The organism is Gottschalkia purinilytica, from assembly GCF_001190785.1.
GTDB lineage: Bacteria > Bacillota > Clostridia > Tissierellales > Gottschalkiaceae > Gottschalkia_A > Gottschalkia_A purinilytica.
Window position 1 is genome coordinate 70,815 of sequence record NZ_LGSS01000007.1, and the last position, 25,118, is coordinate 95,932.

Sequence of the window (25,118 nt, forward strand, 5' to 3'; positions counted from 1 at the left end):
CGTTATGAGCTATAACACAAAGAATTATACCGAACAAGGCGGAGAGAAAACTGTTATAGGCGGAACACTTGAAATCAAGGAAGGAGCCTCGGTAACGGGGCTCTCCGCCGATCCGCTTCTCGTTGCCACAGAGGAGACTCTCGGTGGTGTAAAAGCCGCCGCTGCTGATGAGGGTGATACTGTCGAAATCAAAATTGGTGAAGATGGTAAGCTGTATGCTCCAACATATCCTACCGATGCTACGGAGTCAGTCTCTGGGCTGGTAAAAATGGCTGCTAATCAATCCGACAGCATAGCCGAGGATACAGCCACTCTTGTCACGGATTTTAATGCTCTGCTCGCTAAACTAAAAGCGGCTGGGTTAATGGCAGCAGACGAAGAATGACCGGAGGGAGGCGGACGGCATGACAACTGATAATCTTCTCCCTAAAGTAAAAGCAAATCTGATCCTGACGCATGATGCAGACGATGGACTTCTGCTGCATTACATCAAAGCCGCCGTCTCTTATGCGGAAAGTTATCAGCATGTTGCTGAGGGTTATTACACTGAAAACATCATGCCCCCAACAACTGAACAGGCAGTAATCATGCTGTCGAGTCATTTCTACGAAAGCAGAGATGGCTCGACGGCTGGTTTCTTCGCCGATAGCGTACAAGCGGGGCAGCAGGTTTGGAACACAGTGAACCTACTTCTTAGACTAGACCGGGATTGGAAGGTGTAGCCTATGAGTTATGGGAAAATGAATACCTTTATCGATATAGTTTCCGTTGAAAATGATAAGGATAGCGAGGGCTTTGGTACAATCAGTGACACTATTATTGCCTCGGTTCGTGCGTATAAGGAAGAACGACATGGTAATGAGAAATGGGCAAACAGGGCGGTATTTTCTGAAGCAACCGTTCTTTTTTGTTTTCGAAGGATCCCTAGTATCCATGTGACAACAAAAATGGTCATTGTAGATAGTGATGGGCGGTATGAAATTACCGGTGTAGAAGATGTAAAAGGCCGAGGAATGTATATTGAGGTTTTAGCAAAAAAGGTGGTGGCATCGAATGGCTAAAGTGGATGTAAGAATGCCTGAGGACTTTCTTCTTAAGGTATCTAAATTGGCTGAGCAAACTGATGTGATTATCCCAAAGGTACTAGAAGTTGGTGGCGAAGTTGTGCTTGCTAAAGTCAAAGATAATTTACGCTCTGTTGTTGGAAAGGGAACAAAATACCCGTCCAAATCCACTGGAGAACTTGTATCCTCCCTTGGTGTTACTTCAGCAAAACAAGACCGTAAAGGTAATTATAATGTCAAGGTTGGGTTTTCAGAACCCAGAAGCGATGGTGGTAGCAATGCAAAAATTGCTAATATCATTGAATATGGTAAACATGGGCAGCCTGCAAGGCCATTTCTAAAACCCGCAAAATCTAAATCAAGAAAGCAGTGTGTGGAGGCCATGACTGCCAAACTGGAGGAGGAGATTAACAGACTATGAGTATATTATTGGAGCTAAATAGAATTGTGGATGGTCTAGGTATTCTTGTGGAAACGGGTGTGTTCAAGGACAAAGCCCCTGATGAGTATGTTGTTATCACACCTCTTTCGGATACCTTTGATGTTCACTCAGACAATTGTCCACAGTATGAGATACAGGAAGCACGGCTTTCGTTATTTAGCAAAAAGAACTATCAAGTACGAAAGAATCAGCTTGTCCGTGCGTTCCTGGATGCAGACTTTACAGTGACGGATCGTCGTTATATTGGACATGAGGATGACACGGACTACCATCATTATGCCATTGATGTGGCAAAAGAATATAAATTACAGGAGGTTTGATTATGGCAACGATAGGACTTGACCGTCTCTATTATGCTCCCATTACAGAGGACGAAAACGGAGACGAAACCTACGGTACGCCCGTTATGCTGGCAAAGGCAATCTCCGCAGAGCTATCCATTGAACTTGCGGAAGCTACCCTTTACGCTGATGACGGAGCGGCAGAGATTATAAAAGAATTCAAAAACGGAACACTCTCCCTTGGTGTGGATGACATTGGACGTAAAGCTGCTGAGAGTCTCACAGGAGCAACTACAGATGATAATGGTGTACTTATTTCAGCTAGTGAGGATGGAGGAAGCCCTGTTGCTATCGGTTTTCGAGCGAAAAAGGCAAATGGACATTACCGCTACTTCTGGCTATACAGGGTAAAGTTTGGTGTTCCTTCAACCAACCTGGCTACAAAGGGAGATTCTATCACTTTTTCTACACCAACCATTGAGGGAACTGTATCGCGCAGAAATAAATTAGATGGAAATGGTAATCATCCGTGGAAAGCGGAGGTCAATGAAGATGATGAAGGAGTTTTACCAGCTACTATCAGTGGTTGGTATACGGAAGTCTATGAACCTGTTTTTGCTGTTTCTGGCGGAGGTGAATAAGGATGGATAACGATAGAAGTGCAACGATAAATATTGGTGGACAGGAACATGAGCTTATCCTCACGACCAAAGCTACAAAAGAAATCGCCCGTCGCTATGGTGGTTTGGAAAATCTGGGAGACAAATTGCTGAAATCTGAAAACTTTGAGATAGCTTTGGATGAGATAATATGGCTTATTACTCTCTTGGCAAACCAATCCATTCTCATTTACAACCTGAAAAATAAGGAAGCTCCAAAGGATGTGCTAACCGAGGATGAGGTGGAACTGCTCACATCCCCACTAGAACTTGCAACTTATAAAAGTGCCATTACAGAAGCTATGTTCAAAGGAACAAAGAGAAATATTGAAAGTGAAGATAACCAAAAAAACACCGAGGCCGAGTAAGCGATGATGAATTGTTTACTCGGCTTCTTTATTACGGAACAGTGCACCTGAACCGTACTGAGGAAGAAACATGGCTCACACCATTAGGGCTTCTCATGGACTTGTGGGATTGTCATCGCCAGTTCTTGGGGCTTGCTAACCGGAAGCGAGAACTCTTCATTGAGGATATTATTCCCGAAGGATTGAATTAGAAAGGAGGGCAATAACGTATGTCTGATAATTTTGGCTTAAAGATTGGCATTGAGGGAGAAAAAGAGTTTAAGAATGCCCTTCGTGATATCAATCAGTCCTTTAAGGTTCTAGGTAGTGAGATGAAACTCGTGTCCTCGGAATTTGATAGAAATGATAAAAGTGTTCAGGCTATAACCGCTCGAAATGAAGTTTTGAACAAAGCCATTGAAGCACAGAAGGATAAAATCTCTACACTGGAAGCCGCTCTAAAAAATGCTTCTGAGAGCTTTGGCGAGAACGATAGACGTACACAAAATTGGGCTATTCAGCTGAATAATGCAAAAGCCCAACTTAATGATATGGAACGAGAACTAGAAGAGACAGCTGATGAAGCAGATGATCTTGGAGAGGAACTTGAGGATACAGGTAATATTGCAGATGAGACTGGTAGCAAGTTTGAGAAGCTGGGCGGTGTCCTTAAAGGTATCGGTGTGGCGATGGGTACAGTTGCTGTTGCCGCAGGAGCTGCTGCGATTAAGCTTGGTAAAGAGGTAGTTGCTCAGTTCGGAGAGTTAGAACAGAACCTCGGTGGCTCTGAGGCGGTATTCGGTCAATATGCCGCATCAATTCAAAAAACTGGTGAAGAGGCTTACAAAAATCTCGGTGTTTCCCAAAGTGAGTATCTTGCTACGGCAAACAAAATGGGTGCATTGTTCCAAGGCTCTGGCATAGAACAGCGCAAAAGCCTTGAACTGACAGAAAAAGCTATGCAACGAGCAGCGGATATGGCATCTGTAATGGGTATTGATATGCAAGTGGCACTGGACTCAGTAGCAGGAGCAGCAAAGGGTAATTTCACCATGATGGATAACCTTGGTGTTGCTATGAATGCTACCAATATCGAGGCCTATGCACTGGCAAAAGGCCTAGATTTCACTTGGAATACAGCTACACAAGCAGAAAAGGCTGAAGTCGCAATGCAAATGTTCTTTGAAAACACAGAGCAATATGCAGGCAACTTTGCACGAGAATCTACAGAAACCGTCACAGGTTCGCTTGGCTTACTCCAAGCCGCACTCGGATCGTTTACAGCAGGACTTGGCAATGCTGATGCAGATATGACGAATTTGACACAGAATCTTGTAGATGCATTTCAATCGGTTGTTGCTAATATTGTCCCAGTTTTAGAAAATATCGTAACTGCATTACCTACGGCAACAGGTGCGATATTATCAGCTGTGGGAGACTTGCTTCCTATGCTTCTGAGGACTGTTACGGAATTGTTTTCTCAAGTACTGGAGGTAATTCTGAGTCTTTTGCCAGAACTCATTCCAGCTACTGTTGAAGCTGTAATGACGATTGTTGGGGCATTGATTGATAATCTACCACTCCTAATTAATGCTGCAGTGGAACTGGTCACTGCACTTGTAGAAGGCATCGGGTTGGCTTTACCAAAACTCATACCAGCAACAGTTCTTGCTGTAACACAGATTGTACAAGGATTAACTGACAACTTGCCAATGATACTGGAGGCAGCCTTTCAGCTTATTATGGGGCTAGCCCAAGGTCTAGTTGACGCTATTCCGCAGTTAATTGCCGCATTACCCGCCATCATTACCGCTTTAGTTGACTTTATTATTGGTTCCATTCCGCAGATTATCGATGCAGGTATACAGCTTTTGGTTTCACTAGTTGAAGCATTGCCGGAAATCATTGCAGCAATAGTTGCTGCAATCCCACAGATAATTGATGGTTTAGTTAAGGCGATACTTAGCTCAATCCCCCAAATAATTGATGCCGGGGTGAATCTGTTGATTTCCTTAATTCAAAATTTACCACTCATCATCACTACTGTGGTGGCGGCGATACCTAAGATTATTACCTCGCTTGTCAATGCAATTATTGGTAGTATCCCACAGATAATTCAAGCGGGTATACAACTTTTAGTATCACTGATTAAAAACCTACCTACTATTATCGTAGAGGTTGTCAAAGCTGTCCCACAGATAATCGCAGCTTTAGTAAAGGGTTTTACGGGTTCAATTGGGCAGATGGCTCAAGTTGGTGGCAATCTCATCAAGGGTCTATGGCAGGGAATCTCTGATGCGGGTGCATGGCTCTGGGGGAAAATATCCGGCTTCTTCGGTGGTGTGGTGGATAAAATCAAAAACTTCTTTGGCATCCGCTCACCTTCTGCACTTTTTGCAGGACTTGGTGACAATATGGCACAGGGGCTTGGGCAAGGCTTTGAGAAGACGATGGCGCAGGTTGGTGAGGATATGCAAAACGCTATCCCCACAGACTTTGACACACCAGGTATAAACCTTAGTAGCTCTATCAATGGGTCAGTCGGTACTGGGGGCTTTGGTGGTTCGCTTATCACCATACAGCAGATGATAGTTCGATCCGAGGACGATATCCGCAGGATTTCACAGGAACTGTACAACTTGATGGAAACTGGCTCGAGGGCGCAAGGACGCTTCAATCCCGCTTAAGGAAGGAGGATGAAAATGGGGTTCACATTTAACGGCATATCATCGCAATCAATGAGTATCAAGGCTAGGCTGACATACTGGCAAGCATCACCCTCATTGCGAAACTCCTTTGTAACGATACCTGGCAAGCCCGGTGTAGCTGACTTTGGCAGCGATATTGCAGAGAAAATAATCACAGTTCATTGCAATGTCTACCCACAATATAAATTTTCTAAACTGGTATCTGTTATGGATAGCCTTGCTGAATGGCTAAATCCTGAACGTGGGGTGCAACAACTCGTTTTAGACGATGTACCTGACCGTTATTTTACTGCTCGTCTGTCAGAAGCTGTGGACTGTGACAGACTCATTCTTTCAGCCGGTGCATTTGATTTGAAGTTTGTTTGCCCAGATCCTCATGCCTACGCTTTAACGGATGAAACCTATAGCATATCGGTCATGGGAGAAAGTACCGTTACAAGGCTTAAAGGGAATGCCGACTCTGAGCCTGTGTACTTGGTAAAAGGAATAATTCCATCAGGAACAAACACATATGTTTCCATTCAGACTAACAATGAAGAAATTCGTGTTATTGGCCCTTTGTATGATGGTGAAACATTAATCATTGATACAGGAAAGGTCACAGCAAAGGTCGTTGATACTAGCGGCGAAACACTCCGTAACGGTCTACCGCTTATGCAAGAACTCAATTTCCCTGTACTTCGTAAGGGTAACAATACTGTGACGATTACTCCTGTAGGAGCGGATTTTACGGAACTTAAAATACAAGCAAAAAGCCGATGGAGGTGATGCAAATGGCAATTAAATCAATATTGACATCACAAACTGACTTTACGGGTGAGTTTCCTGTAAGTGAGAATACCCTTGCCCTTTGGCGATTCAATGAGTCTGGACCTGACTCCGATGTTAAACTTGTAGATGCGAGTGGCCACGGTCGGCACGTCACTATATCGGGATGGTCTGGCACATCGGCAAGTCTCCCAAGCGGTCGTTATGGACGATTTTTTCGTCAGAATATTGTTAATCCGACATCAGAGAAAACCCACTTAATTGCAAAGAATGATGGTACATTTTTCTCCAATCTAGGCGATAAAGTCGCAGTAGGTGGATGGATAAACCCAACTACCTACTCTGTGGGACAGACCTTTATTCCGCTGTTTAATACAAGACAGGGCCCGGGTCAACCTATTCTATACTTGTCTCTGTACCAGGGCAGACCTCGAATGATGTTATATAACTCTTCTGGTTCACTGATTCTCGACCAGAGTGAAACACCAAGTTTTAACATGGTTAACGGCGGGTGGTACTTTATCGCAGCAATTATTGAAGTGAATACCAAGACATCGCAGTTTATTCTTTGTAACCGAGCAGACGGCACAGTCTGGATTGCGCCTAAACGGACATTCACGGGAACATTAAACCCATCTTGCACAGCCGATATTGTGATTGGAATGCATGCAAATCAGTATTATTATGCAGGTGGATTTGATGATTGGTTCATTGAAGTGAATTCACAGCTTACAATTGAGGGTTTAGAACGACATTTCAAGCAGTCAATGCTTGCCAACGGTGGTGATACCAGTGGTGCGGTTGATGCTATAACAGAGCCAGGTGTGGTAACACTCCTCAAGGATACTAACAACAGATATCCTGAAAGTGGGCAGCTTACGACTATAGCTACAGAATGTTCTCTTGCAGGTAGTGGTCGGGTGTCTGTAACCTCGGAATATACTGCAGGTGTGACTTCAATTTCTTCTATAGAGACGGCTACGTCAGACGATTTGCAGGATTGGTCGGCGTGGCAGGAGGTGGGTTCCAACGGTGAACTGGTTTCTCCAAACCGTAACTTTATTCGTTATAGGATTACACTTTCAACTATTGATCCCTTGGTTACACCGAAACTTTTGGATATCACACTTCACGACATACCGAAAGCTCCATATGAAAAACTGGGTTTTGCTAGGCCTGTCGTGCTGGACGAGAATGGCGCATGGGAAGCAGTACTTGAAAATGCATATGACATCATCGTAACGGGAGAGATTAATGGCGCAGATACTTTGGAATTCAAACTGCCATGGAATGATAGCAAGCGTGTATATTTAGATAATGAAAAACAGGTTCAGGTTGCACATGACATTTATCGCATAAGGACACTGACAGATGAAAAAGGAGCAGATGGAACAGGGATTCTGACCACTGTATATGCGGAAGCAGCATTTTATGATTTAACCTTTTCAGATGAAAAACAGCCGCGAGAGTTTAATGCCGATTTACCCTCCGTTCCAATGAGTTATGCGTTGGAAGGCACAGGATGGTCTATTGGTGTAGTTGATGTCACTACCAAACGGACATGGCAATGCCAAGAGAAGAATGCATTGGCCATACTCAGAATGACGCAACAGATTCACGGTGGAGACTTAGTATTTGATAGTCGAAACCGTCTTGTAAATTTACTTACATTTAGTGGTAGAGATAGTGGTGCATTATTTGCCTATAAGAAAAACCTTACAAGTATCAAGAGGGTTGTTGATACCCGCTCTCTGGTGACAAGGCTATATGCCCATGGTAAAGATGGCATGACCTTTGCCACTATCAATAGTGGCAAGGAATATGTAGAAAACTATGAATATTGCAATGAGGTGCGGGTTTCAACACTCGATCTTTCGAACTTCACAAATCCTTATCAAATGCTTGAGTTTACGAATATGCGACTTGCAGAGTACTCAAAGCCTCGTGTCTCCTATGTGCTATCGGCGATGGATTTGTCTGTGCTGACAGGTTATGAGCATGAAAGGTGGTCACTTGGCGACATTGTGACGGTGGATGATAGAGATTTAAATCTTACTATCAAAACAAGGGTTGTTCGCAGACAATATAATCTTCAGGAGCCGTGGAAAACAGTGCTTGAGTTATCATCAAAACTTCGTGAACTTGGGGATACGTCATCTAGCATTCTCGCTGATCAGCTTGACCAAAGCAACCTCATTGGGCAGGAAATCAAAGATATGGTGCCGTTCAACCACCTGCGTAATAGTAGAGCAGACGATGGCTTCGCTTACTGGCAGAATTCAGGTTTTGAGGTGGACACTGAAAAAGGTGTGACCGGTACAGCTTCCTTTAAAGCGGTAGGCTCTGCAACTGCTACAAAAAGTATGGCTCAAACAGTATATCCTGCATCCCGCCGTAACTACACCATATCAGCACAAATAGGCTCAGATAACCTCCAAAAAGGCCCAGATGGACAAGTGGGTATCGAAGTAGTGTTTGAGTTTGAGGACGGAACTACTGAAACGAGATTTATTGACCTATATTAAGGAAGGATGGTGATTGACTTGGCTGTATTTCAACAAATTGCTCGTGATGCAACACCTAAAGGGTATGAAACACTTCGCTCTATCACCATTCGGTTGGTAGTTTCAAACTGCACAGGAGAAGTATATTTCACTGACCTTATGCTGCAGGCAGGTTCTATTGCCACTGGTTGGGTCGGTCATGTATGCGAAATCAAGTGGACGAACGACGGGTAGGTGATGGCTATGCAGGAAAGCAATTTTATACGTTTTGCGGAAGTTATAAAAGTAAAATCAGAAAAGCGTGTAGTAAGTATCACTGTGCGTCCCCTTATTACCAACTGTACGGGTTCGATTTATTTCACCGACCTACAACTTCAGGAGGGTGACAAGCTGACAGGATACACGCTACACACGGAAACGTTCCTAAAGCATTCGCCTAATCCGGTACGTTTCCACAATGGTGTAGTCCGTAGTGGAGACACAATCATTATTTTTAACCTCGGAGAAACTTCAAGCGGGCTAGATTGTTATATCTACCCCCTGCAAGCTATGGAAGCTGGCAGTATTCAGCTTTCACAGGGGATGGGTTCACATAAGGTAAAATTTGATTCAGAGGCTTACCCAGGTGATGAATTTACACTTAAGGCTTCAACAAGAGAGTGTTTGCGAAACGGCTATCCCACGCCGAAGCATGGATTCTATCAATACACAGCTGCTACTGATAGTAAGCACCAAGTGAAGCTACAAGACAGAAAATCTGCTAGGGTATATTTCGAATACAAAGAAATGCTGAAAGGGGATCTGCGTCCATGAAAGATTATATTAAGGGTAAACGCTGTATGGTATGGTCCTTCATGGGCAATGCTCGGATGTATCAGGCTTTGAACGATTACGGTGACCGCTTAGATACTGTTGGTATTTTCACTTTTGAGGTAGACATCACAGGTACGATAACGGAAACAGGTACTAGCGTTTCTTCCCTTACTCCATATCGTACAAAGTGGCCACATATCAAATGGTTACTTACCATTATGAATCATGGGACAGAGAGCATATTTACGGCTCTGAGAAATAACGAAGGTGGTGCAAAGTCGAAATTCCTCTCAGAAATAGTACGTATTATGAACAAACACCCTTGGTGTGCAGGTGTAGATATCGATTTAGAGCGCGGTGGCGGATTTGAGAACCGTGCTGCCGCAAATGCTCTATTTGCTGATATATACTCGACTGTTAAAAACTATGATTCATCAAAACTGGTCAATATCTGCTTACCTGGAATGACGGGTGTGCAAGGATCAGTTGGTGGAGAAAATTGGTGTGTTTATGCCGACCTTAACGATTATTGTGATACGGCAGCAATCATGAGTTATGGCATGGCATGGGCAGGTTCAGCTCCAGGCCCAGTATCACCAAGGAGCTGGCTTGAAGGTATCTACAATTATGCTATTATAGCTATGTCACCACAAAAAGTATATATGGGTTTACCTGGTTACGGTTGGAATTGGCAGATTTACGACTATCCATCCAACCTAGGTAAGACTTATCGCGGTACATCGAACACTTACTATGCAGCTAAGAACTGGATGACTGGGGTGTATAACTTTACAAATGATCAGCCTCCACAACCATTTATCCCAATCATTGCCTACTGGGATGATCACGATAAAGTACCATGGGCGCTGCCACATGTCTACGATTATATGGAAGGCTGGGACGCAGTATCACGAGAAGCTCCTATTATTGCTGAAACATATAATCGGCGAAAATATCTTACTTGTTATGGGAAAACACAAAAGTCGGAGTTTGGAACTATATATGTTAACCGAGATGGTGAACCAGACAGCTACACAGATGGTGTTGTGGTTGGTAATGGAATGATCACTCTTTCGTCAAGTGAAGGTAAAGCGGAGTACAACTTTACAATTGACAAATCAGGTACTTATGATGTAGTTGTACAGCTTTGCTTTCCGTTCTGGGATAAGAATGGTATCACAATTGCAATTGACGGTACAGTGGTTAGCTACTCAGAGAATCGTCTGTGGTGGCCATACTGGAGGAAAACTTTCTGGGCAGAACTTGCCACTAATGTAAATCTCCTAGCAGGAACACATAGCATCACGATTGAAGGTGGTGTAGTTGGTACTCAATTTTATGGTTTCCGGGTTTGTTCTAATTTTAGTGAATATCCTTCTGCTGGAGAGGCAACCTTCAGTTTATCTCCACGAAGCTTCAAAGACGTAAATGGTAACATGGCTGTTCCCGACAAAGGGTTTAAGCTTACTACAGAGGTTTTGCGCCGTAAGCCGGATTCAGCGTTAGCTTGGTATGAAGACTTTAGAGATCCCTTCATCCTGCCAGAAAGCTACTGGCAGACGTTATCGGGGAGTTGGAGTGTATGGCAAAATCCTGATGACAATGGCAATCGCCCGTATTCTCAGCTTGAAGGAAGTGGTCAGCTTGCCTGGAAATACGACAGCTTTAGTGATGTGCATATTCGTGCTAGAATTGCCTTTCCTATGAGCGGTAGCGGAAGAGCAGGAGTGTTTTGTGGGAATGTGTTTTGTTGTATCAACATTGATGCCCAACAAGTGGAGCTTTACCAAGGCTCTACATTACTTGGTAGTTATCCGGCAAGTTACTATAAGACTTCAGATGCTGACATCCGCACAAATCCGAATATGTATCTCATTGAAATGAGGAAACGTGGAAATAAGGTGCGTGTCTACTCTGGGAATTCCAACACACTCCGTTTTACTGCAAACATCTCAAGTACGGGTGGCTATTGTGGGATTCAGTCCGATGGGCATATAAAATGTGAACTTCTCCGCTTGGGAGATGCATGGACTTATGAACCTTACGAAGCCTTTGATGTCACCATGCCAGACGGATCACTTATGCAGTATGGCAGAATTGCTAGGAATGGTGTAACTTGGGATAGTAAGTTTCATGTATTTACTCTTACAGCTGATGTAGAGGAAGCCTCCACCAGAAGTGAGGATATTTCCATGGATTATGACTTTTATCATAGTAATCTCTTGCAGATACCATGCAATGCAGATTATACAGCGAAGGTTATACCAAGGGACATCAACGTCTGGATATCTCGGCTGTTTCTCGGTGATGCAGATGGCTTTTCAATTTTGTACTATCAAGATGTGGATTCGCTGGTCTACTGGTCAAACGAAGCGGCTTATCGTTGGGACTTACGGGGTATTGCTATCTGGTCATTGGGACAGGAAGATATGCGGCTATGGGAAGCTTTGCCAAAACAAATATAGAGGAAAAATAACCTATACAAGTATACGCTTGCCTATTTCGGTTGGCGTTTTTTTATGCAATTAGAATGATAGGAGGTTAAGACAATGAAGGAAATTTGGAACTGGATTCAAGTGACATTTGCTGCTATTGGTGGTTGGCTTGGGTATTTCCTCGGAGGATGGGACGGATTTTTATATGCTTTACTTACTTTTGTTGTGATTGATTACATCACAGGTTTAATGTGTGCTGTGCTTGATAAAAAGCTATCCAGTGAGGTAGGCTTTCGCGGCATATTCAAGAAAGTACTCATCTTTTCACTGGTAGCAATCGGTCACATTATTGATAAAAACGTTATTGGAGATGGCTCTGTTATACGAACAGCGGTCATCTTTTTTTATCTTTCAAATGAAGGCATATCCATACTTGAAAATGCTGTTCATATTGGTTTGCCTGTACCACAGAGACTCAAGGATATATTAGAGCAGCTTCACAACAGAAGCGACAAGGAGGACTATAAATGAATCTACGTAAACTGATACTTACAAACAATGCCTGCTATAGGGCAGGCAGAACTATAAAGCCCAAGGGCATTATGGTGCATTCAACAGGGGCGAATAACCCAAACCTAAAACGCTATGTTGGCCCAGACGATGGCTTGCTAGGAAAGAACCAGTATAACAACCATTGGAATCAAGACAAACCTGGAGGCCGTCAAGTTTGTGTTCATGCCTTTATTGGTAAATTAGCAGATGGTTCCATTGCTACCTATCAAACATTGCCTTGGAATCACCGAGGTTGGCATGCTGGAGGAGCTGCGAACAATACTCATATTGGTTTTGAAATTTGCGAGGACGGTTTGACCGATGCCTCGTATTTTTCTGCTGTTTATAAGGAGGCTGTGGAGCTATGTGTATATCTTTGCAAACTCTATGGGTTTAGTGAAAGAGATATCATTTGTCATAGCGAAGGTTATAGACGAGGCATTGCCAGTAATCATGCAGACGTGATGCATTGGTTTCCTAAGCATGGGAAGAGTATGGACACCTTTCGAGCGGAGGTAAAGAAACTATTAAGTGCTGAAAATAAAACAGTTGAGCCGGTGAAAAAGAAATATTACCGTGTGCAAATTGGTGCATACTCTGATAAATCAAATGCGAATGCACAGCTTGCCAAAGCTAAAAAGGCAGGCTTTACGGATGCATTTATTAAGTATGATTAATCAAAAGGAGTGAGTAAATAAGCAATTATGCTTTAGCTTTACAGAGTTTCCCTAAAAATATTAACTATTAGATGTATATAGCCTGTGGGGGTTATTCCCTTGCAGGCTCTTTTTTTATGCTCTGATTTTATTTTATTTTTACAAATCCTCAACTTCGACCTGTTCCCGTGGCTATTAGGTAGGAGGTGATTCTACATGAATCAGCATGAGGATAAAAAAGTCATGAAGATCTCGGATGAGATTATAGACAAAGGCATCGAATTAAAGAAAATGTCACAGGAGCAACTACAGCGTGAGTTTGATTATATTCAAGCAGAGAAATTACTTAGAAAGATGCTCCAAAAAGGTTTAATAACTGAAGTAGAATTCAACAAGATAGACGCATTAAACCGCCAAACTTTCTCCCCCTTTTTAGCAGAAATAATGCCCTGAAATCGTTGATATATAAGGGTTTCGGAGGTAATATGTGACCTACAAAGAAGGAGGTGAGGCGATGAAAAAGATAACAAAAATAGAAGGAAATAAGGTTGCATCGATTATCAAACCTAAACTACGAGTGGCCGCATACTGTCGTGTTTCTACGGATAGTGATGAACAGTTAGTAAGTCTACAAGCACAAAAATCCCATTATGAGACTTACATAAAGGCAAACCCAGAATGGGAGTATGTTGGCTTGTATTATGATGAGGGAATTAGTGGCACTAAAAAAGAAAACCGAACGGAACTTCTAAGAATGCTGTCAGATTGTGAAAACAAGAAGATTGACTTAATTATTACAAAGTCCATTAGTAGATTTGCAAGAAACACTACGGATTGTTTGGAGATGGTTCGTAAACTGTTGGACCTTGGGATTTATATCTACTTTGAGAAAGAGAATATCAATACCCAATCAATGGAAAGTGAACTGATGCTTTCTATATTAAGCGGGCTTGCAGAAAGTGAGTCAATCTCCATTTCGGAAAATAACAAGTGGGCAATTCAAAGGAGATTTCAGAACGGAACTTTTAAGATTTCATACCCACCATATGGTTATGACAACATTGACGGTCAAATGGTGGTAAATTCTGAGCAAGCAGAAATTGTGAAGTATATTTTCGCAGAAGTATTATCAGGCAAGGGTACACAGAAAATAGCAGATGATCTTAATCAAAAGGGTATCCCCTCCAAAAGAGGTGGTCGTTGGACTGCTACAACAATTCGAGGAATTCTAAAAAATGAGAAATATACCGGGGATGTTATACTACAAAAAACCTATACAGATTCCCGTTTTAATAAGCGCACCAATTATGGTGAGAAAAACAGATATTTAATAGAAAATCACCATGAGGCAATTATCAACCATGAAGTGTTTGAAGCAGTAGAGGCTGCCTTAAATCAAAGGGCAAAAGAAAAGGGAATAGAAAAGCGTAATGATAAGTACCAAAACCGGTATTCTTTCTCCGGAAAAATTATTTGCTCGGAATGTGGTAGCACCTTTAAAAGACGAATTCATTCATCCGGCACAAGAAAATATGTAGCCTGGTGTTGTAGTAAACACTTAAAGCAGATAACAGAATGTTCCATGCAGTTTATTCGAGATGAGGATATAAAGACGGCCTTTGTTACTATGATTAACAAGCTGATTCTCGGTAGAAAACTTATTCTACAACCACTATTAGATGCTTTGCGTGGAATGAGCAACTCAGATAACCTTTCAAGAATTCAGGAATTAGAGAAGCAAATTGAAAAAAATGCAGAACAGAGAGAACTGCTTGTAAAGCTTATGGCAAAGGGTTATCTAGAACCTGCCCTTTTTAACAGAGAAAACAATGAACTGCAAATGGAAGCAGATAATTATATGGGGCAAAAAGAAGCTTTAATTCATGCTTTAAATGGAGAATTATCAAAGGTGCAGGAAGTCAGTAACTTAATAAAGTTTACAAATAAGGCTGAAATGATAAATACCTTTAGCGAGCAAATTTTCAATGATTATGTTGAAAAAATTATAGTTTACTCAAGGGTAGAGATAGGTTTTGTTCTGAAATGTGGAATCACACTAAGGGAAAGGATGTGAGAAAAGTGGCGCATACGCCTTATGGCTATAGGATAGAGAATGGAATAGCAGTTATCGATGAAGAAAAAGCTGAAAAGGTTAGGAATTTATATAAGGGTTACTTATCAGGCCTTTCCTTATCGGTCGCGGCAAAGTCTGCTGGAATAGATGCTTATCATGGAACTGCTGGAAGGATGCTAAGAAATGAACGTTATCTTGGTGATGATTATTACCCTGCCATCATTGATAAAGAAACCTACGAAAGAGCAGAAGCAGAGAGGGTAAAGAGAGCAAAAAAGCTAGGCAGAATCTTTGAACCCAAGACAGAAGATAAACCTACTATTTATAAGAAGTTTTCCATAGGACAAGTAATTCAGAAGTATACAAATCCTTTTACACAAGCGGAATATGTATACAGCTTAATAGAAAGTGAGGTGCAGCAAGATGGCAGTTAATAAAAATGTAATGATTATACCTGCAATAAAACGTGTAGGCAACAATCGAAAAGAAGATGAAACACCAAAACTTCGGGTCGCTGCTTATTGCAGAGTTTCTACAGATAGTGATGAGCAGGCTAGTAGTTACGAAGTGCAGATTGAACACTATACAGAGTTTATCAAGAAGAATTCAGAGTGGGAATTTGCAGGGATCTTTGCTGATGATGGTATCAGCGGCACAAATACAAAAAATCGCGACGAATTTAATCGAATGATTGATGAGTGCATGGCTGGGAAAATTGATATGGTTATTACCAAATCAATAAGCCGATTTGCTAGAAATACCTTGGACTGTCTACAATACATCAGAAAACTTAAAGATAAAAATGTTGCGGTATATTTTGAGAAAGAAAATATCAATACACTGGATGCCAAAGGTGAAATTATGCTTACCATTATGGCATCCTTAGCGCAACAAGAGAGCCAGTCATTAAGCCAGAATGTAAAGCTTGGTTACCAATACCGATACCAACAGGGAGAGGTAATGGTCAATTGTTCTAGGTTTTTAGGATATACCAAAGATGAAAATAAGCGATTAGTAATTGTGCCGGAGGAAGCTGAAATAGTCAAAAGGATTTACCGAGAGTATCTTGAAGGCTCAAGTATGGATAAAATCAAAAAAGGACTTGAAGCTGATGGCATACTTACGGGAGCGGGGAAAAAAAGGTGGCATACCAGTACTATAAGAAAAATATTAAGCAATGAAAAATACATTGGTGATGCATTACTCCAAAAAACTTATACGGTAGATTTTCTTACAAAAAAGAGGGTTGTGAATAACGGAATCGTACCTCAGTATTATGTAGAGAATAACCATGAAGCCATTATCCCGCGTGAAATTTTCATGCAGGTACAAGAAGAGTTAGTTCGTAGAAGTAGAGGACATATAAGTACTAGTGGAAAGAAAAGAAACTTTAGTTCAAATCATGTATTTTCGCAAATTATCTTCTGTGGAGAGTGTGGCGAAATATACCGTAGAGTTCATTGGAATAACCGAGGTAAAAAATCAATTGTTTGGAGATGCGTCAGTAGACTTGAGAATACAGGGTTAACTTGTCATTCCCGAACCGTGCTGGAGGATATGATAGGCCTTGCTACGGTGGAGGCAATTAATAAACTAATAGGGCAAAAGGATGGCTTTTTAACTATCTTAAAGGAAAATATAGAAACAGTGATAAGTGAAACGGACAATAATATTGTTGCCGAGATAGATAAAAAGCTAGAGGAATTACAAAAAGACCTTTTGAGACTGGCCAATTCCAAAGAGGATTATAACGATATAGCCGATGAGATTTACAGGCTCAGAGAGGAAAGGCATAAGGCTTTAGCAGAAGAAGCTGGCAAAAAAGGCTCCAAGCAAAGGCTAGAAGATATGGAAAAATTCCTAAATGAACAATCCACCCTCCTTGAGGAGTATGATGAGCAACTAGTAAGGAGACTTATAGAGAAAATAACGGTCTATGAAGATAAACTCACAGTGGAATTTAAGTCGGGTACTATGATTGATGTGGTTTTATAGTTTTTATTACATTACCCTACAGGCTAAATTGCTTGTAGGGTTTTTTAATTGAAACTAAATTAGTGTTTAGTATTGACTAAATACTAATTTAGTACTAAACTCAAGACAAGATTTCATTTTATTAACAAGGGCGTGAAAATATGAGTAAAAATGTTAACTTTTTAATAGATGAGGATGTATATGAGAAATTTTGTCTTGCCATGAACATCTCTAAGGATTCTGAAAAAGAAGCTATTGAAATGTGTATGAGATGGTATATTGCTAAGACTTTTGAAAAGGCCTCTCACGAATACAACCCTAAAACAATATCCAAAAAAACTAAGGAAACAAATAAAGATTATTATGGGAAGGCTATTCAGCGTATTCCTGTGTGGGCATTAAAGACAGAACAGTATAATCATAAAATTATAAAAGCTTACTTTACTGCAGTTGATATTGCTGGTAAAGCCACAATTTCAATGATGGAACGTCTATGCAGTGATAAGGAACACCCAGAGTTATATGTGCCTACCTTTAAAAATAATTATTCACAAATGAAAATAGATGGAGCTAAAAGTCATGGTAAAGTATTTGAGGATGATGGAGAGAATGTTTGGATTTGGAGTGAAGTAGAAGATATTCTGATGAAGTATAAATCGAGTTTTTACAATGGGGAGGTTTAATGATGGTCATAAATATGAAATTTTTCAACGTGTACTATTTCTGTCATCTTGCTAATGAAAGTATGGGGAAATTTGATTATGCTAGAACTAATGCTGAATTTACAGAACGGCAGTTTGAAGTTGAGCCAGAAGATTTTCCAAAGGTGTCTGTACTAAGGGAATATTGCTTTTGGCTTATTGATAGGGTGTTCTATGAGCAGGCCAATTATATTGCAAACTCAGGAGAAATTGCAGATTTTAATCCCATCCATTGGATAAATCAAGCAATTCTAAAATATAGAGGTATAGATATCTCCCTAAGAAATGGCTTTGAAGCCAATAATGATGATTATCTTGAGTCATATAATAACTATATTGAATACCTGAATGAATATGAAGACGGACTATTCGAGGATGTTCTTAATGATATCGCAACGGAAGTGGAATATATTCTGTTTCAAAATCGAGATTTCCTATTAAGATTTAATGAACAACAGGCTGTTGCATTTGAAGATAATTTAAGAAAAAGAAAATATATTCCTGAATGGGTGAAACGTGCTGTTTTATTTAGAGATAAAGGTTGTTGTGTTTTTTGTAAAAGAGATTTGACGGGATTGTACTCGATACTAGAAGATAATGAAAAACACTTTGACCATATTGTGCCATTGAATGAAGGTGGATTAAACGATGTGTGTAACATCCAGTTATCTTGTCAAGATTGTAATTTAGCAAAATCAGATACCAGTAAAACAAGTACTTTGTATCAGAGTGCATACTGAGTAGAAAACATAAATTGCAATCAATGTAATTTACCTAAGAATAGTTAGGAGGATAAGCATGAGCAGATTAATTGATAACAGCATAAGTATTTATGAGGCTTTGCAAAATATTAAAGAAGGTAAATATGTTATGCCGGCATTTCAAAGACAGTATGTTTGGAGTATGGAGCAAGTTGAAAAATTGTGGGATTCTATTCTTCTAGATTACCCTATAGCAACCTTTTTGTTTTGGCATCTAGATGATGATAATGTAACTTGGGATACATACTTTTGTAATTTTTTATATGAAGTAACTTTTGATAATCGTAAGCAAGCAGATACTGTGAATTATGAATTAAGCAATATAAATGTTAATAAAACTGACACAGCTGTGCTTGATGGGCAACAGAGATTGACTTCATTATTTCTTTCTTTATTCGGTAATGCTTTTATTCGGCAGAAATATGCAAGAAGAAAAAATAGTGGTGGTATTGTTACAAAGTTATTGATTGAGTTAAACAAAAACAAACTAACGGTTGATGAGGAAGAATATAATAGTAAAAAATATGATATAAAATTTAGTGAAAAAGTTGGCAAGTTAAGCCCAACACAATTTGAGATAAAAAATATACTAGACCCAAGATTTCAAGATGAAAGTACCAGAAATAAAGCTATTGAAGAGGTTATTTCTAAGGTTCCTTCAGATAGTAAAGATTATGCTAGAAACATTTTAAATAAACTCTATAACAAGATTTTTGTAGAAAAGTTAATTCGCTATACAGAAATCCATGATATGAAACAAGATGATGCACTTGAAATGTTTGTAAGATTTAATAGTGGCGGTAAAGCTCTACGAAAATCTGAAATCACTATGTCTATACTTGAGGCATATTGGCCAAGTGCAAAAACTGAATTTGGAAAACTACTTGTTGACTCTTATGTAGGATTCGGAACAGATTTTATAATTCGTTCTGCTCTTATGATTTATGGAGATGTTGTCAAATCAAATATAAGTAAAAGCATAGCGGAAGAATTAAAAAATAATTGGAGCGAATTCAAAAAGACGTTAAAAAATCTAGAAGTCACATTAAAGGAAATGAAAATCGAGGTTAGTAGATTTGCAAGCAGCTGGAACGTGCTATTGCCGATTATCTACTTTATCTACTATAATCCTGAATATAAAAATAACCTTGATGGTATCCGTGCATATTTGATTAGAGCAGTTTTGTTTACTTATTTCCAATCAGGTACAACTGGAAAGTTGCAACAGATGAAAAGTAGAATTAATGAAAATGATTATGAAATAACGGTGGACATGCTTAACCAAATGAACGATCTTAGAGTAACAGACGGTAAAATTGAAGATATTTTAAATGAGGAAAAAGGCAGTAGAGTTGCCAGTGAAGCCTTATATTTCCTTAGTTTGGATTGGAGAAATAACCACTTCAAATATGAACAGGATCACCTCCACCCATTTGAAAGATTTGATGGTAATAAACCAATTTCTGTGTCTATGGAAGATTGGAGAAGATGGAGAGGTAATCGAAACAGACTAGCTAATTTACATCTCCTAGAAGGTAGAAGTAATTCTAGTAAAAGTGATATGAGACTTGCAGATTATTATAATGATATGAATGATGTACAGAAAGCAGAGTTTATAAAACAATCACTTATCCCAGAGGGTGTTTCGCTTGAACTGGAGAATTTTGAGGAGTTTTACGAGGCGAGAAAAGCGATACTAACGGAAAAGATACGTGAGTTGTTAGGGTAAATTCTGTTTAAGTAAGTTTGAATTTTCTAACTAGTGTGGAGGTTAAATCAGATGGAAACGGATACAAGAAATCTATCTTCAATTGAAATCAGAAATCTAATGTTAGAAACTTTGGCATATGAAGAAGCAGATATTGATTCAGAAGGTAAAACATTCAAAATGTATGGTTATCAAGGTGCACAATCAGATTTATTTCGTCTTATGGAAGGTCTTGCAGTAAAAAGAGGACTGATTAAAGAAAAAGTTCCTCTACATGGAGCTGCATGGGGTGCAAGTGGTTTCATGCTTCATCCACTTAGCACAACAAATTTTAGCCGTAGTGATATAAAGAATATATTTGAGCAATTTCATCTACTGCTTAACCAAGGAATTATAGCGCCTGGTGCAGTAGGCAATTATGGCCACAATTTACCCTATTTTCATGTAACAGAATACGGGCTTAAATGTTTAGAAGAACAGGAAGTTTTACCATATGATATAGATGGGTATTTTGACAAGATAAAAAGTATCCCAAGCATTTCTGAATGGGTAGAATTCTATATTAAAGAAGCTTTACAGTGTTACAACGCTAATTGCATGGAAGCGGCAGTAATTATGCTTGGTTTAGCCAGTGAAAAAATAATTGATGAGAAATTAGATGCATTACTTGGATTCTTATCTAGGAATTTCAATACTGAGTTTTTACAGATGCAATCTGAGCTGGCTAATATAAGAATGGCTTCGGGAAAATTTAATTGCTACAAAAAGTATTTTGATAAGATAAAAAACAATGTATCAGATCTAGAATTCAAGAAAATGTTGCCAACGGTTGATAAAGTAGCATTTCAGACTTATGCAAACTTCACCAGGATAACTAGGAATGAATTAGCACATCCATCTGATACAAAAATGGAGCGAATTGAAGTTCTAATGATCTTTATATCTTTTATAAAGTTTTGCCAGATACAATATTGGTTTATAGATTACTACATCAATAATTGAGAAAAATAAGCCTTTAATAAGCGTTATGGCCCTAGGGATGGATATGTTCCCGCCTACCGATAGTGCAAAAAGAGCCTTTGACGTGTTCCCGACTACCGACAATATAAAAGACATCAATCCACCCCGCTCGTTCCATGTGGAGTGCATAGTTCAGGTGACAAATGGTGGTCTGAAGGACAAATAGGACGGTTTGACCATAAGATGTTGTTGTTTTGAAGTAAAAAATGAGCAAAAATCGAGGCAAAAAAGTGCACTTTTTTGCCTCGATTTTTAATGGCATTTTATATATGACATCGTGTTCTTGATGATGCTCAGGCTGTCCATTGTGCCTTTAGTTTCAGCGATGAAGAAAATATGCTTCACCATTTCACTAAATAGCCAAAATGATAAGAAATCCATATTTGAGTCAACTAATTAATTTTATTTTTATAAGATAATTCATGAATTTTCTAAGGCAAATATTCCAAATGCTCGCGTAAACAAGTGAAAATAGGAAAAAAATTAAAAAAGTTAAAGGAGTTGATAACGGACTTGTTAAATTCACAAACGCCGAAATACCTACTATATAAGTTAAAAATATCATCCCAAGAGATAATGCTATGCTTGAAAATAATATAGAAATTATTATTCCCTTCCTATAAAGTAATGTTCCGATAACGATACCTAGTAGCCCGGTGGTAGAAAGCAGGATTATTGTCTCCTGCGCACTAACTATAACAAGAATTAATGCGGAAGAAAAAAATACAGTAAAGCCAAGAGAAATATTAGAAACAGCAGCTATCGCAATAGGTATAGTGCTTAATGGACTTAAGGCCAACCCAATTGCGGGTAAAAATACAGGTGCTGATTGGAATAGTACAGCTATTGTTGTTAATATTCCTCCAATACAAATAAACCTGCCTATATTCATCTTTTTCAATTTAAATGCCTCCTATCAGGTGATACTAGTAATTTAGAATACTGATTGATGCGCGCATATTTCTGCATAAGTACTGAAGGTATAACTTCTTAATATACCTCCATTAAACGCTTTCATCATTTACATCAAATCAATTTCAAAATTTATGAGGGAACATGATTGCTCTCTCTTGTTTGTATTATATTTCGATTCAATAAATCCTAGAAAGGGATTTATCTGGTATTAATTCGAATTTTATAGTTATGAATCATGGAACAATTTCAAAAACAGTACCTTGGTTAAAATCAGTCACATTCATAGAGCCATAAACCCCTAAATATAGTCTGGTTTGATTCAGATTCGTTCCCAAACTAGCATAATAAGCTGATTGAGATCCAAAATTATAATCGGTTTCAATGACACTAAAATCACTTAGTTTACAATCTATTCTTGCCCTGGTATAAGCTAAAACACCTCTAATTGGAGGTTGAGATCCTTCATTCCGGGCAAAATCAGTAAACACAACGCTTCCAGTTAAATCGGGAATTCTATTCCCCATATATGACTGGACTCCCGTAAGTGCAGTTCCTCCAAACTTATCCGGTCGGGGATCTTTATGAAAATAACTAGTTAGAGGCTGAAGACGCTGCACTGAAGTTTTTACTGTATCATTGTAATAAGCAATTGTTTTCTCATCCAAAGTTGGATTTGCAGAGCAGCCCCTTATAATCGAAGTAGGAAAAGCACCTTCCCACCCTCGCCAGCCAAAGTTAATAAATCCTTCTTGGTCAAGATTAGATTTCATTAAAGAAGCTTGAATAAGTTGAGTAACCGGTATTGGCTTATAATTAACGAATGAAAAAATTGACTCTACCAGATCCTGTCCGACAATTCCTACATATTTGATATACTGGTTATAAAACCTTTGAAATGAAATGCCAGGTATATTGCGAACCCCTTTAGCAATTACCGTAAGCGTTTCCTGAATAGGTGCAGGAAGTTCATCAAAACGTGTGACTACCGGTGGATTATTGATAAATGTATTCTTAGCCACATCAATTTCAATTATTTTACCGGCGATTTCCATATCATTCTGGCTTGAATTAAATGGGTCATAGCCTGATCCACCATCACCGGTTGTTAAAACAAGTTTTCCTGTTTCAGGTGAAAAGTTTAAGCTATTGACACCATTATGATTAAAAAATGGTCTTCTTAAATTAAGTAATGTCCGCCGTTTTTGAGGTTGATCATTGGATAGTAAAATCCATTCTTCAACTGTATCAATATGATCATAGTTAACTTCTCTATTTATCCACTTTTGGTTTAAGGTTCTGGGGTCGCATGGGTTAGGCTTAAAAGGTTCAGGAAGATCTTGTGAAACTTCTGAACTTGGAAGAGCACCTGGACCTTGTGTTCCAGCTACTGAATAATGAAGATAAAACAAACCGTTATAATAAAATTGGGGATGAAATGCTAGACCTATCAATCCACGTTCGTCATACTTACCACCCGAAAAACCTAGTTTTATGATTCTCGGACGAATATCTAAAAAAGTTCTTATAACTCCGTTTCCAATGTAAAAGATCTCTCCTACCTGGGTTGCAATAAATAATCTTTCCATTGAGTCACCCGGAAGTACAGCTGTTTTCAAAACAGTAGGCATATTTATCTTACCAGCAATGGGCCGTAAACTAACTTTAACTTTTTTTAACAACTAACTTCACACTCCTTTATATCCTTTTTTTTATAAGAATATGATTAGAACTGTTCTATTAGTACTAAATTGAGGCCAGGGAATCTGATGACGCATTGCACCGTTTTCTGTTAATACTGTATTTAAAAATGCAAATTGTCTAATAGTTGGTAATATAATTATGGGTGATGTATTAAAGAATGGATTTATTCTTGAAAATAACAATATTCTGCGTAATGAGCTTTTTGTAATAGATGAAATAGTCGAGCTTAAAAAAGAGTTCAATGAACATGATGTTACATGGAGTTGATAATCCAAATATTGAATATAAGGATTCACTTTCAGAGATAAATATAGATAAGGATAAATATACTCTAGTATTAGCGAATCTCTCTTTTAATGGAAGCTAGATTATGAGGCAGTATATGCAGATCTTTTAAAAGTCATATAGATGGGGATAAAAAATTATAGATGATGTAGCACTAGTTAAAATTATTCAAGACTCTAAAGAGGCTAATGAACTTCTTATTAGGAGTAGGGGTGATAATTTTGTATTCCATACATATAAGGATAAATCATCTTTGACAATCGTACGAAATCCTAGTTATAGAATTAGGAGTTGAACCTGAAGCAAAAGATGAATCTATAACTATGTATGGAATTGGTGGAGAGCAATATGCTTATAGAAAATCTATTGAAGGTATAAAATTATGTGGACATGAATTAAATGATATAAAAATTGACTTTGGATTAATAGATGATTAGGGTAGGATTAATGACTTATTAGGATTAGATATTTTACTAAAACTAAATGTTAATATTAATCTAAAAAATTTAGTTTTAAATGTATAGTTATTATTTGAATCTAATTAATATTGTTTACTAAACCGCTGTATATTAATTTAGATAGAAGAAATAAAGAGTTTTCATGTTGTATTAAAAAAGTAAGAACTTAACATTACTCCTCATCAATGTAATATCAAATAAATTAAAAGCGTATTAATTTATTCAAACAAGGTGAAATAGGCGGAGCGGTAACTCTGCCTATTACATTTTTATAGTCAGATTTTCTACAGCA

Annotated in this window: 25 protein-coding genes; 23 read left to right on the forward strand and 2 right to left on the reverse strand. The window is 39.0% G+C overall.

Features of this window, described 5'->3' with window-relative positions; translation table 11 throughout:
- Window positions 1-4 precede the first annotated feature (4 nt).
- The 22 genes from CLPU_RS08700 (at window position 5) to CLPU_RS08810 (ending at window position 21,449) form a co-directional block, all read left to right on the forward strand.
- Window positions 5-385, forward strand: coding sequence for a head fiber protein (locus tag CLPU_RS08700; protein WP_035150350.1), 381 nt, complete (start codon window positions 5-7; stop codon window positions 383-385).
- A gap of 19 nt (window positions 386-404) precedes the next feature.
- The gene (locus CLPU_RS08705) at window positions 405-722 is read left to right on the forward strand and encodes a head-tail connector protein (protein WP_012102982.1); all 318 of its coding nucleotides are present in this window, start codon (window positions 405-407) and stop codon (window positions 720-722) included.
- Between the two features lie 3 nt (window positions 723-725).
- Window positions 726-1,061: a head-tail adaptor protein gene (locus tag CLPU_RS08710; RefSeq protein ID WP_050355269.1), complete on the forward strand. Its 336-nt coding sequence runs from the start codon at window positions 726-728 to the stop codon at window positions 1,059-1,061.
- Window positions 1,054-1,485: an HK97-gp10 family putative phage morphogenesis protein gene (locus tag CLPU_RS08715; protein ID WP_050355270.1), complete on the forward strand. Its 432-nt coding sequence runs from the start codon at window positions 1,054-1,056 to the stop codon at window positions 1,483-1,485. The genes CLPU_RS08710 and CLPU_RS08715 overlap by 8 nt, the downstream gene beginning before the upstream one ends.
- The gene (locus CLPU_RS08720) at window positions 1,482-1,826 is read left to right on the forward strand and encodes a hypothetical protein (protein ID WP_050355271.1); all 345 of its coding nucleotides are present in this window, start codon (window positions 1,482-1,484) and stop codon (window positions 1,824-1,826) included. The genes CLPU_RS08715 and CLPU_RS08720 overlap by 4 nt, the downstream gene beginning before the upstream one ends.
- Before the next feature lie 2 nt (window positions 1,827-1,828).
- Window positions 1,829-2,428: a major tail protein gene (locus tag CLPU_RS08725; protein ID WP_044037664.1), complete on the forward strand. Its 600-nt coding sequence runs from the start codon at window positions 1,829-1,831 to the stop codon at window positions 2,426-2,428.
- Between the two features lie 2 nt (window positions 2,429-2,430).
- Window positions 2,431-2,814 (forward strand): hypothetical protein, encoded by a 384-nt coding sequence (locus CLPU_RS08730; RefSeq protein ID WP_050355272.1) that lies wholly within the window; start codon window positions 2,431-2,433, stop codon window positions 2,812-2,814.
- 209 nt (window positions 2,815-3,023) lie between these two features.
- Window positions 3,024-5,480, forward strand: a complete 2,457-nt coding sequence (locus CLPU_RS08735) for a phage tail protein (RefSeq protein ID WP_050355273.1) — start codon at window positions 3,024-3,026, stop codon at window positions 5,478-5,480.
- A gap of 15 nt (window positions 5,481-5,495) precedes the next feature.
- A complete protein-coding gene (locus CLPU_RS08740; protein WP_044037658.1) occupies window positions 5,496-6,269 on the forward strand; it encodes a distal tail protein Dit in 774 nt (257 codons plus the stop codon).
- Between the two features lie 5 nt (window positions 6,270-6,274).
- Window positions 6,275-8,794, forward strand: coding sequence for a phage tail spike protein (locus tag CLPU_RS08745; RefSeq protein WP_050355274.1), 2,520 nt, complete (start codon window positions 6,275-6,277; stop codon window positions 8,792-8,794).
- Window positions 8,795-9,016: 222 nt separating this feature from the next.
- A complete protein-coding gene (locus CLPU_RS08755) occupies window positions 9,017-9,586 on the forward strand; it encodes a hypothetical protein (protein WP_050355275.1) in 570 nt (189 codons plus the stop codon).
- Window positions 9,583-12,051 (forward strand): glycosyl hydrolase family 18 protein, encoded by a 2,469-nt coding sequence (locus CLPU_RS08760; RefSeq protein ID WP_050355276.1) that lies wholly within the window; start codon window positions 9,583-9,585, stop codon window positions 12,049-12,051. Before CLPU_RS08755 ends, CLPU_RS08760 begins: the two co-directional genes overlap by 4 nt.
- Before the next feature lie 84 nt (window positions 12,052-12,135).
- Entirely contained in the window at window positions 12,136-12,552 is a 417-nt protein-coding gene (locus CLPU_RS08765; protein ID WP_050355277.1) for a phage holin family protein, read from the forward strand.
- Window positions 12,549-13,250: an N-acetylmuramoyl-L-alanine amidase gene (locus tag CLPU_RS08770; RefSeq protein ID WP_050355278.1), complete on the forward strand. Its 702-nt coding sequence runs from the start codon at window positions 12,549-12,551 to the stop codon at window positions 13,248-13,250. Before CLPU_RS08765 ends, CLPU_RS08770 begins: the two co-directional genes overlap by 4 nt.
- Window positions 13,251-13,445: 195 nt before the next feature.
- Entirely contained in the window at window positions 13,446-13,682 is a 237-nt protein-coding gene (locus CLPU_RS08775; protein WP_050355279.1) for an SHOCT domain-containing protein, read from the forward strand.
- A gap of 61 nt (window positions 13,683-13,743) precedes the next feature.
- Window positions 13,744-15,303 carry a recombinase family protein gene (locus tag CLPU_RS08780; protein WP_050355280.1) on the forward strand — a complete coding sequence of 520 codons (1,560 nt, stop codon included), beginning with the start codon at window positions 13,744-13,746 and terminating at the stop codon, window positions 15,301-15,303.
- A gap of 5 nt (window positions 15,304-15,308) precedes the next feature.
- The gene (locus tag CLPU_RS08785) at window positions 15,309-15,737 is read left to right on the forward strand and encodes a recombinase family protein (protein WP_050355281.1); all 429 of its coding nucleotides are present in this window, start codon (window positions 15,309-15,311) and stop codon (window positions 15,735-15,737) included.
- Window positions 15,727-17,298 (forward strand): recombinase family protein, encoded by a 1,572-nt coding sequence (locus tag CLPU_RS08790; protein WP_050355282.1) that lies wholly within the window; start codon window positions 15,727-15,729, stop codon window positions 17,296-17,298. Before CLPU_RS08785 ends, CLPU_RS08790 begins: the two co-directional genes overlap by 11 nt.
- A 140-nt stretch (window positions 17,299-17,438) precedes the next feature.
- The gene (locus CLPU_RS08795; protein ID WP_050355283.1) at window positions 17,439-17,960 is read left to right on the forward strand and encodes a hypothetical protein; all 522 of its coding nucleotides are present in this window, start codon (window positions 17,439-17,441) and stop codon (window positions 17,958-17,960) included.
- A 2-nt stretch (window positions 17,961-17,962) separates the two neighbouring features.
- Window positions 17,963-18,718 (forward strand): HNH endonuclease, encoded by a 756-nt coding sequence (locus tag CLPU_RS08800; RefSeq protein WP_050355284.1) that lies wholly within the window; start codon window positions 17,963-17,965, stop codon window positions 18,716-18,718.
- 58 nt (window positions 18,719-18,776) lie between these two features.
- The gene (locus CLPU_RS08805) at window positions 18,777-20,468 is read left to right on the forward strand and encodes a DUF262 domain-containing protein (protein WP_050355285.1); all 1,692 of its coding nucleotides are present in this window, start codon (window positions 18,777-18,779) and stop codon (window positions 20,466-20,468) included.
- Window positions 20,469-20,519: 51 nt separating this feature from the next.
- The gene (locus tag CLPU_RS08810) at window positions 20,520-21,449 is read left to right on the forward strand and encodes a hypothetical protein (RefSeq protein ID WP_050355286.1); all 930 of its coding nucleotides are present in this window, start codon (window positions 20,520-20,522) and stop codon (window positions 21,447-21,449) included.
- Between the two features lie 406 nt (window positions 21,450-21,855).
- On the opposite strand, the gene CLPU_RS17870 is transcribed toward CLPU_RS08810, so the two are convergent.
- Entirely contained in the window at window positions 21,856-22,368 is a 513-nt protein-coding gene (locus CLPU_RS17870; protein WP_050355287.1) for a hypothetical protein, read from the reverse strand.
- Between the two features lie 247 nt (window positions 22,369-22,615).
- The gene (locus tag CLPU_RS08820) at window positions 22,616-24,061 is read right to left on the reverse strand and encodes a PQQ-dependent sugar dehydrogenase (protein WP_235436148.1); all 1,446 of its coding nucleotides are present in this window, start codon (window positions 24,059-24,061) and stop codon (window positions 22,616-22,618) included.
- A gap of 160 nt (window positions 24,062-24,221) precedes the next feature.
- Here CLPU_RS08820 and CLPU_RS18015 point away from each other — a divergent pair, with 160 nt between their 5' ends.
- Window positions 24,222-24,350 carry a hypothetical protein gene (locus CLPU_RS18015; RefSeq protein ID WP_268760462.1) on the forward strand — a complete coding sequence of 43 codons (129 nt, stop codon included), beginning with the start codon at window positions 24,222-24,224 and terminating at the stop codon, window positions 24,348-24,350.
- The last annotated feature ends 768 nt before the right edge of the window (window positions 24,351-25,118 follow it).

What these genes read in the sequence shown, in the direction of transcription:
- CLPU_RS08700 (WP_035150350.1), top strand. Translation starts at nt 5, where the DNA reads ATGAGCTATAACACAAAGAATTATACCGAACAAGGCGGAGAGAAAACT.
- CLPU_RS08705 (WP_012102982.1), top strand. Translation starts at nt 405, where the DNA reads ATGACAACTGATAATCTTCTCCCTAAAGTAAAAGCAAATCTGATCCTG.
- CLPU_RS08710 (WP_050355269.1), top strand. Translation starts at nt 726, where the DNA reads ATGAGTTATGGGAAAATGAATACCTTTATCGATATAGTTTCCGTTGAA.
- CLPU_RS08715 (WP_050355270.1), top strand. Translation starts at nt 1,054, where the DNA reads ATGGCTAAAGTGGATGTAAGAATGCCTGAGGACTTTCTTCTTAAGGTA.
- CLPU_RS08720 (WP_050355271.1), top strand. Translation starts at nt 1,482, where the DNA reads ATGAGTATATTATTGGAGCTAAATAGAATTGTGGATGGTCTAGGTATT.
- CLPU_RS08725 (WP_044037664.1), top strand. Translation starts at nt 1,829, where the DNA reads ATGGCAACGATAGGACTTGACCGTCTCTATTATGCTCCCATTACAGAG.
- CLPU_RS08730 (WP_050355272.1), top strand. Translation starts at nt 2,431, where the DNA reads ATGGATAACGATAGAAGTGCAACGATAAATATTGGTGGACAGGAACAT.
- CLPU_RS08735 (WP_050355273.1), top strand. Translation starts at nt 3,024, where the DNA reads ATGTCTGATAATTTTGGCTTAAAGATTGGCATTGAGGGAGAAAAAGAG.
- CLPU_RS08740 (WP_044037658.1), top strand. Translation starts at nt 5,496, where the DNA reads ATGGGGTTCACATTTAACGGCATATCATCGCAATCAATGAGTATCAAG.
- CLPU_RS08745 (WP_050355274.1), top strand. Translation starts at nt 6,275, where the DNA reads ATGGCAATTAAATCAATATTGACATCACAAACTGACTTTACGGGTGAG.
- CLPU_RS08755 (WP_050355275.1), top strand. Translation starts at nt 9,017, where the DNA reads ATGCAGGAAAGCAATTTTATACGTTTTGCGGAAGTTATAAAAGTAAAA.
- CLPU_RS08760 (WP_050355276.1), top strand. Translation starts at nt 9,583, where the DNA reads ATGAAAGATTATATTAAGGGTAAACGCTGTATGGTATGGTCCTTCATG.
- CLPU_RS08765 (WP_050355277.1), top strand. Translation starts at nt 12,136, where the DNA reads ATGAAGGAAATTTGGAACTGGATTCAAGTGACATTTGCTGCTATTGGT.
- CLPU_RS08770 (WP_050355278.1), top strand. Translation starts at nt 12,549, where the DNA reads ATGAATCTACGTAAACTGATACTTACAAACAATGCCTGCTATAGGGCA.
- CLPU_RS08775 (WP_050355279.1), top strand. Translation starts at nt 13,446, where the DNA reads ATGAATCAGCATGAGGATAAAAAAGTCATGAAGATCTCGGATGAGATT.
- CLPU_RS08780 (WP_050355280.1), top strand. Translation starts at nt 13,744, where the DNA reads ATGAAAAAGATAACAAAAATAGAAGGAAATAAGGTTGCATCGATTATC.
- CLPU_RS08790 (WP_050355282.1), top strand. Translation starts at nt 15,727, where the DNA reads ATGGCAGTTAATAAAAATGTAATGATTATACCTGCAATAAAACGTGTA.
- CLPU_RS08795 (WP_050355283.1), top strand. Translation starts at nt 17,439, where the DNA reads ATGAGTAAAAATGTTAACTTTTTAATAGATGAGGATGTATATGAGAAA.
- CLPU_RS08800 (WP_050355284.1), top strand. Translation starts at nt 17,963, where the DNA reads ATGGTCATAAATATGAAATTTTTCAACGTGTACTATTTCTGTCATCTT.
- CLPU_RS08805 (WP_050355285.1), top strand. Translation starts at nt 18,777, where the DNA reads ATGAGCAGATTAATTGATAACAGCATAAGTATTTATGAGGCTTTGCAA.
- CLPU_RS08810 (WP_050355286.1), top strand. Translation starts at nt 20,520, where the DNA reads ATGGAAACGGATACAAGAAATCTATCTTCAATTGAAATCAGAAATCTA.
- CLPU_RS18015 (WP_268760462.1), top strand. Translation starts at nt 24,222, where the DNA reads ATGGGTGATGTATTAAAGAATGGATTTATTCTTGAAAATAACAATATT.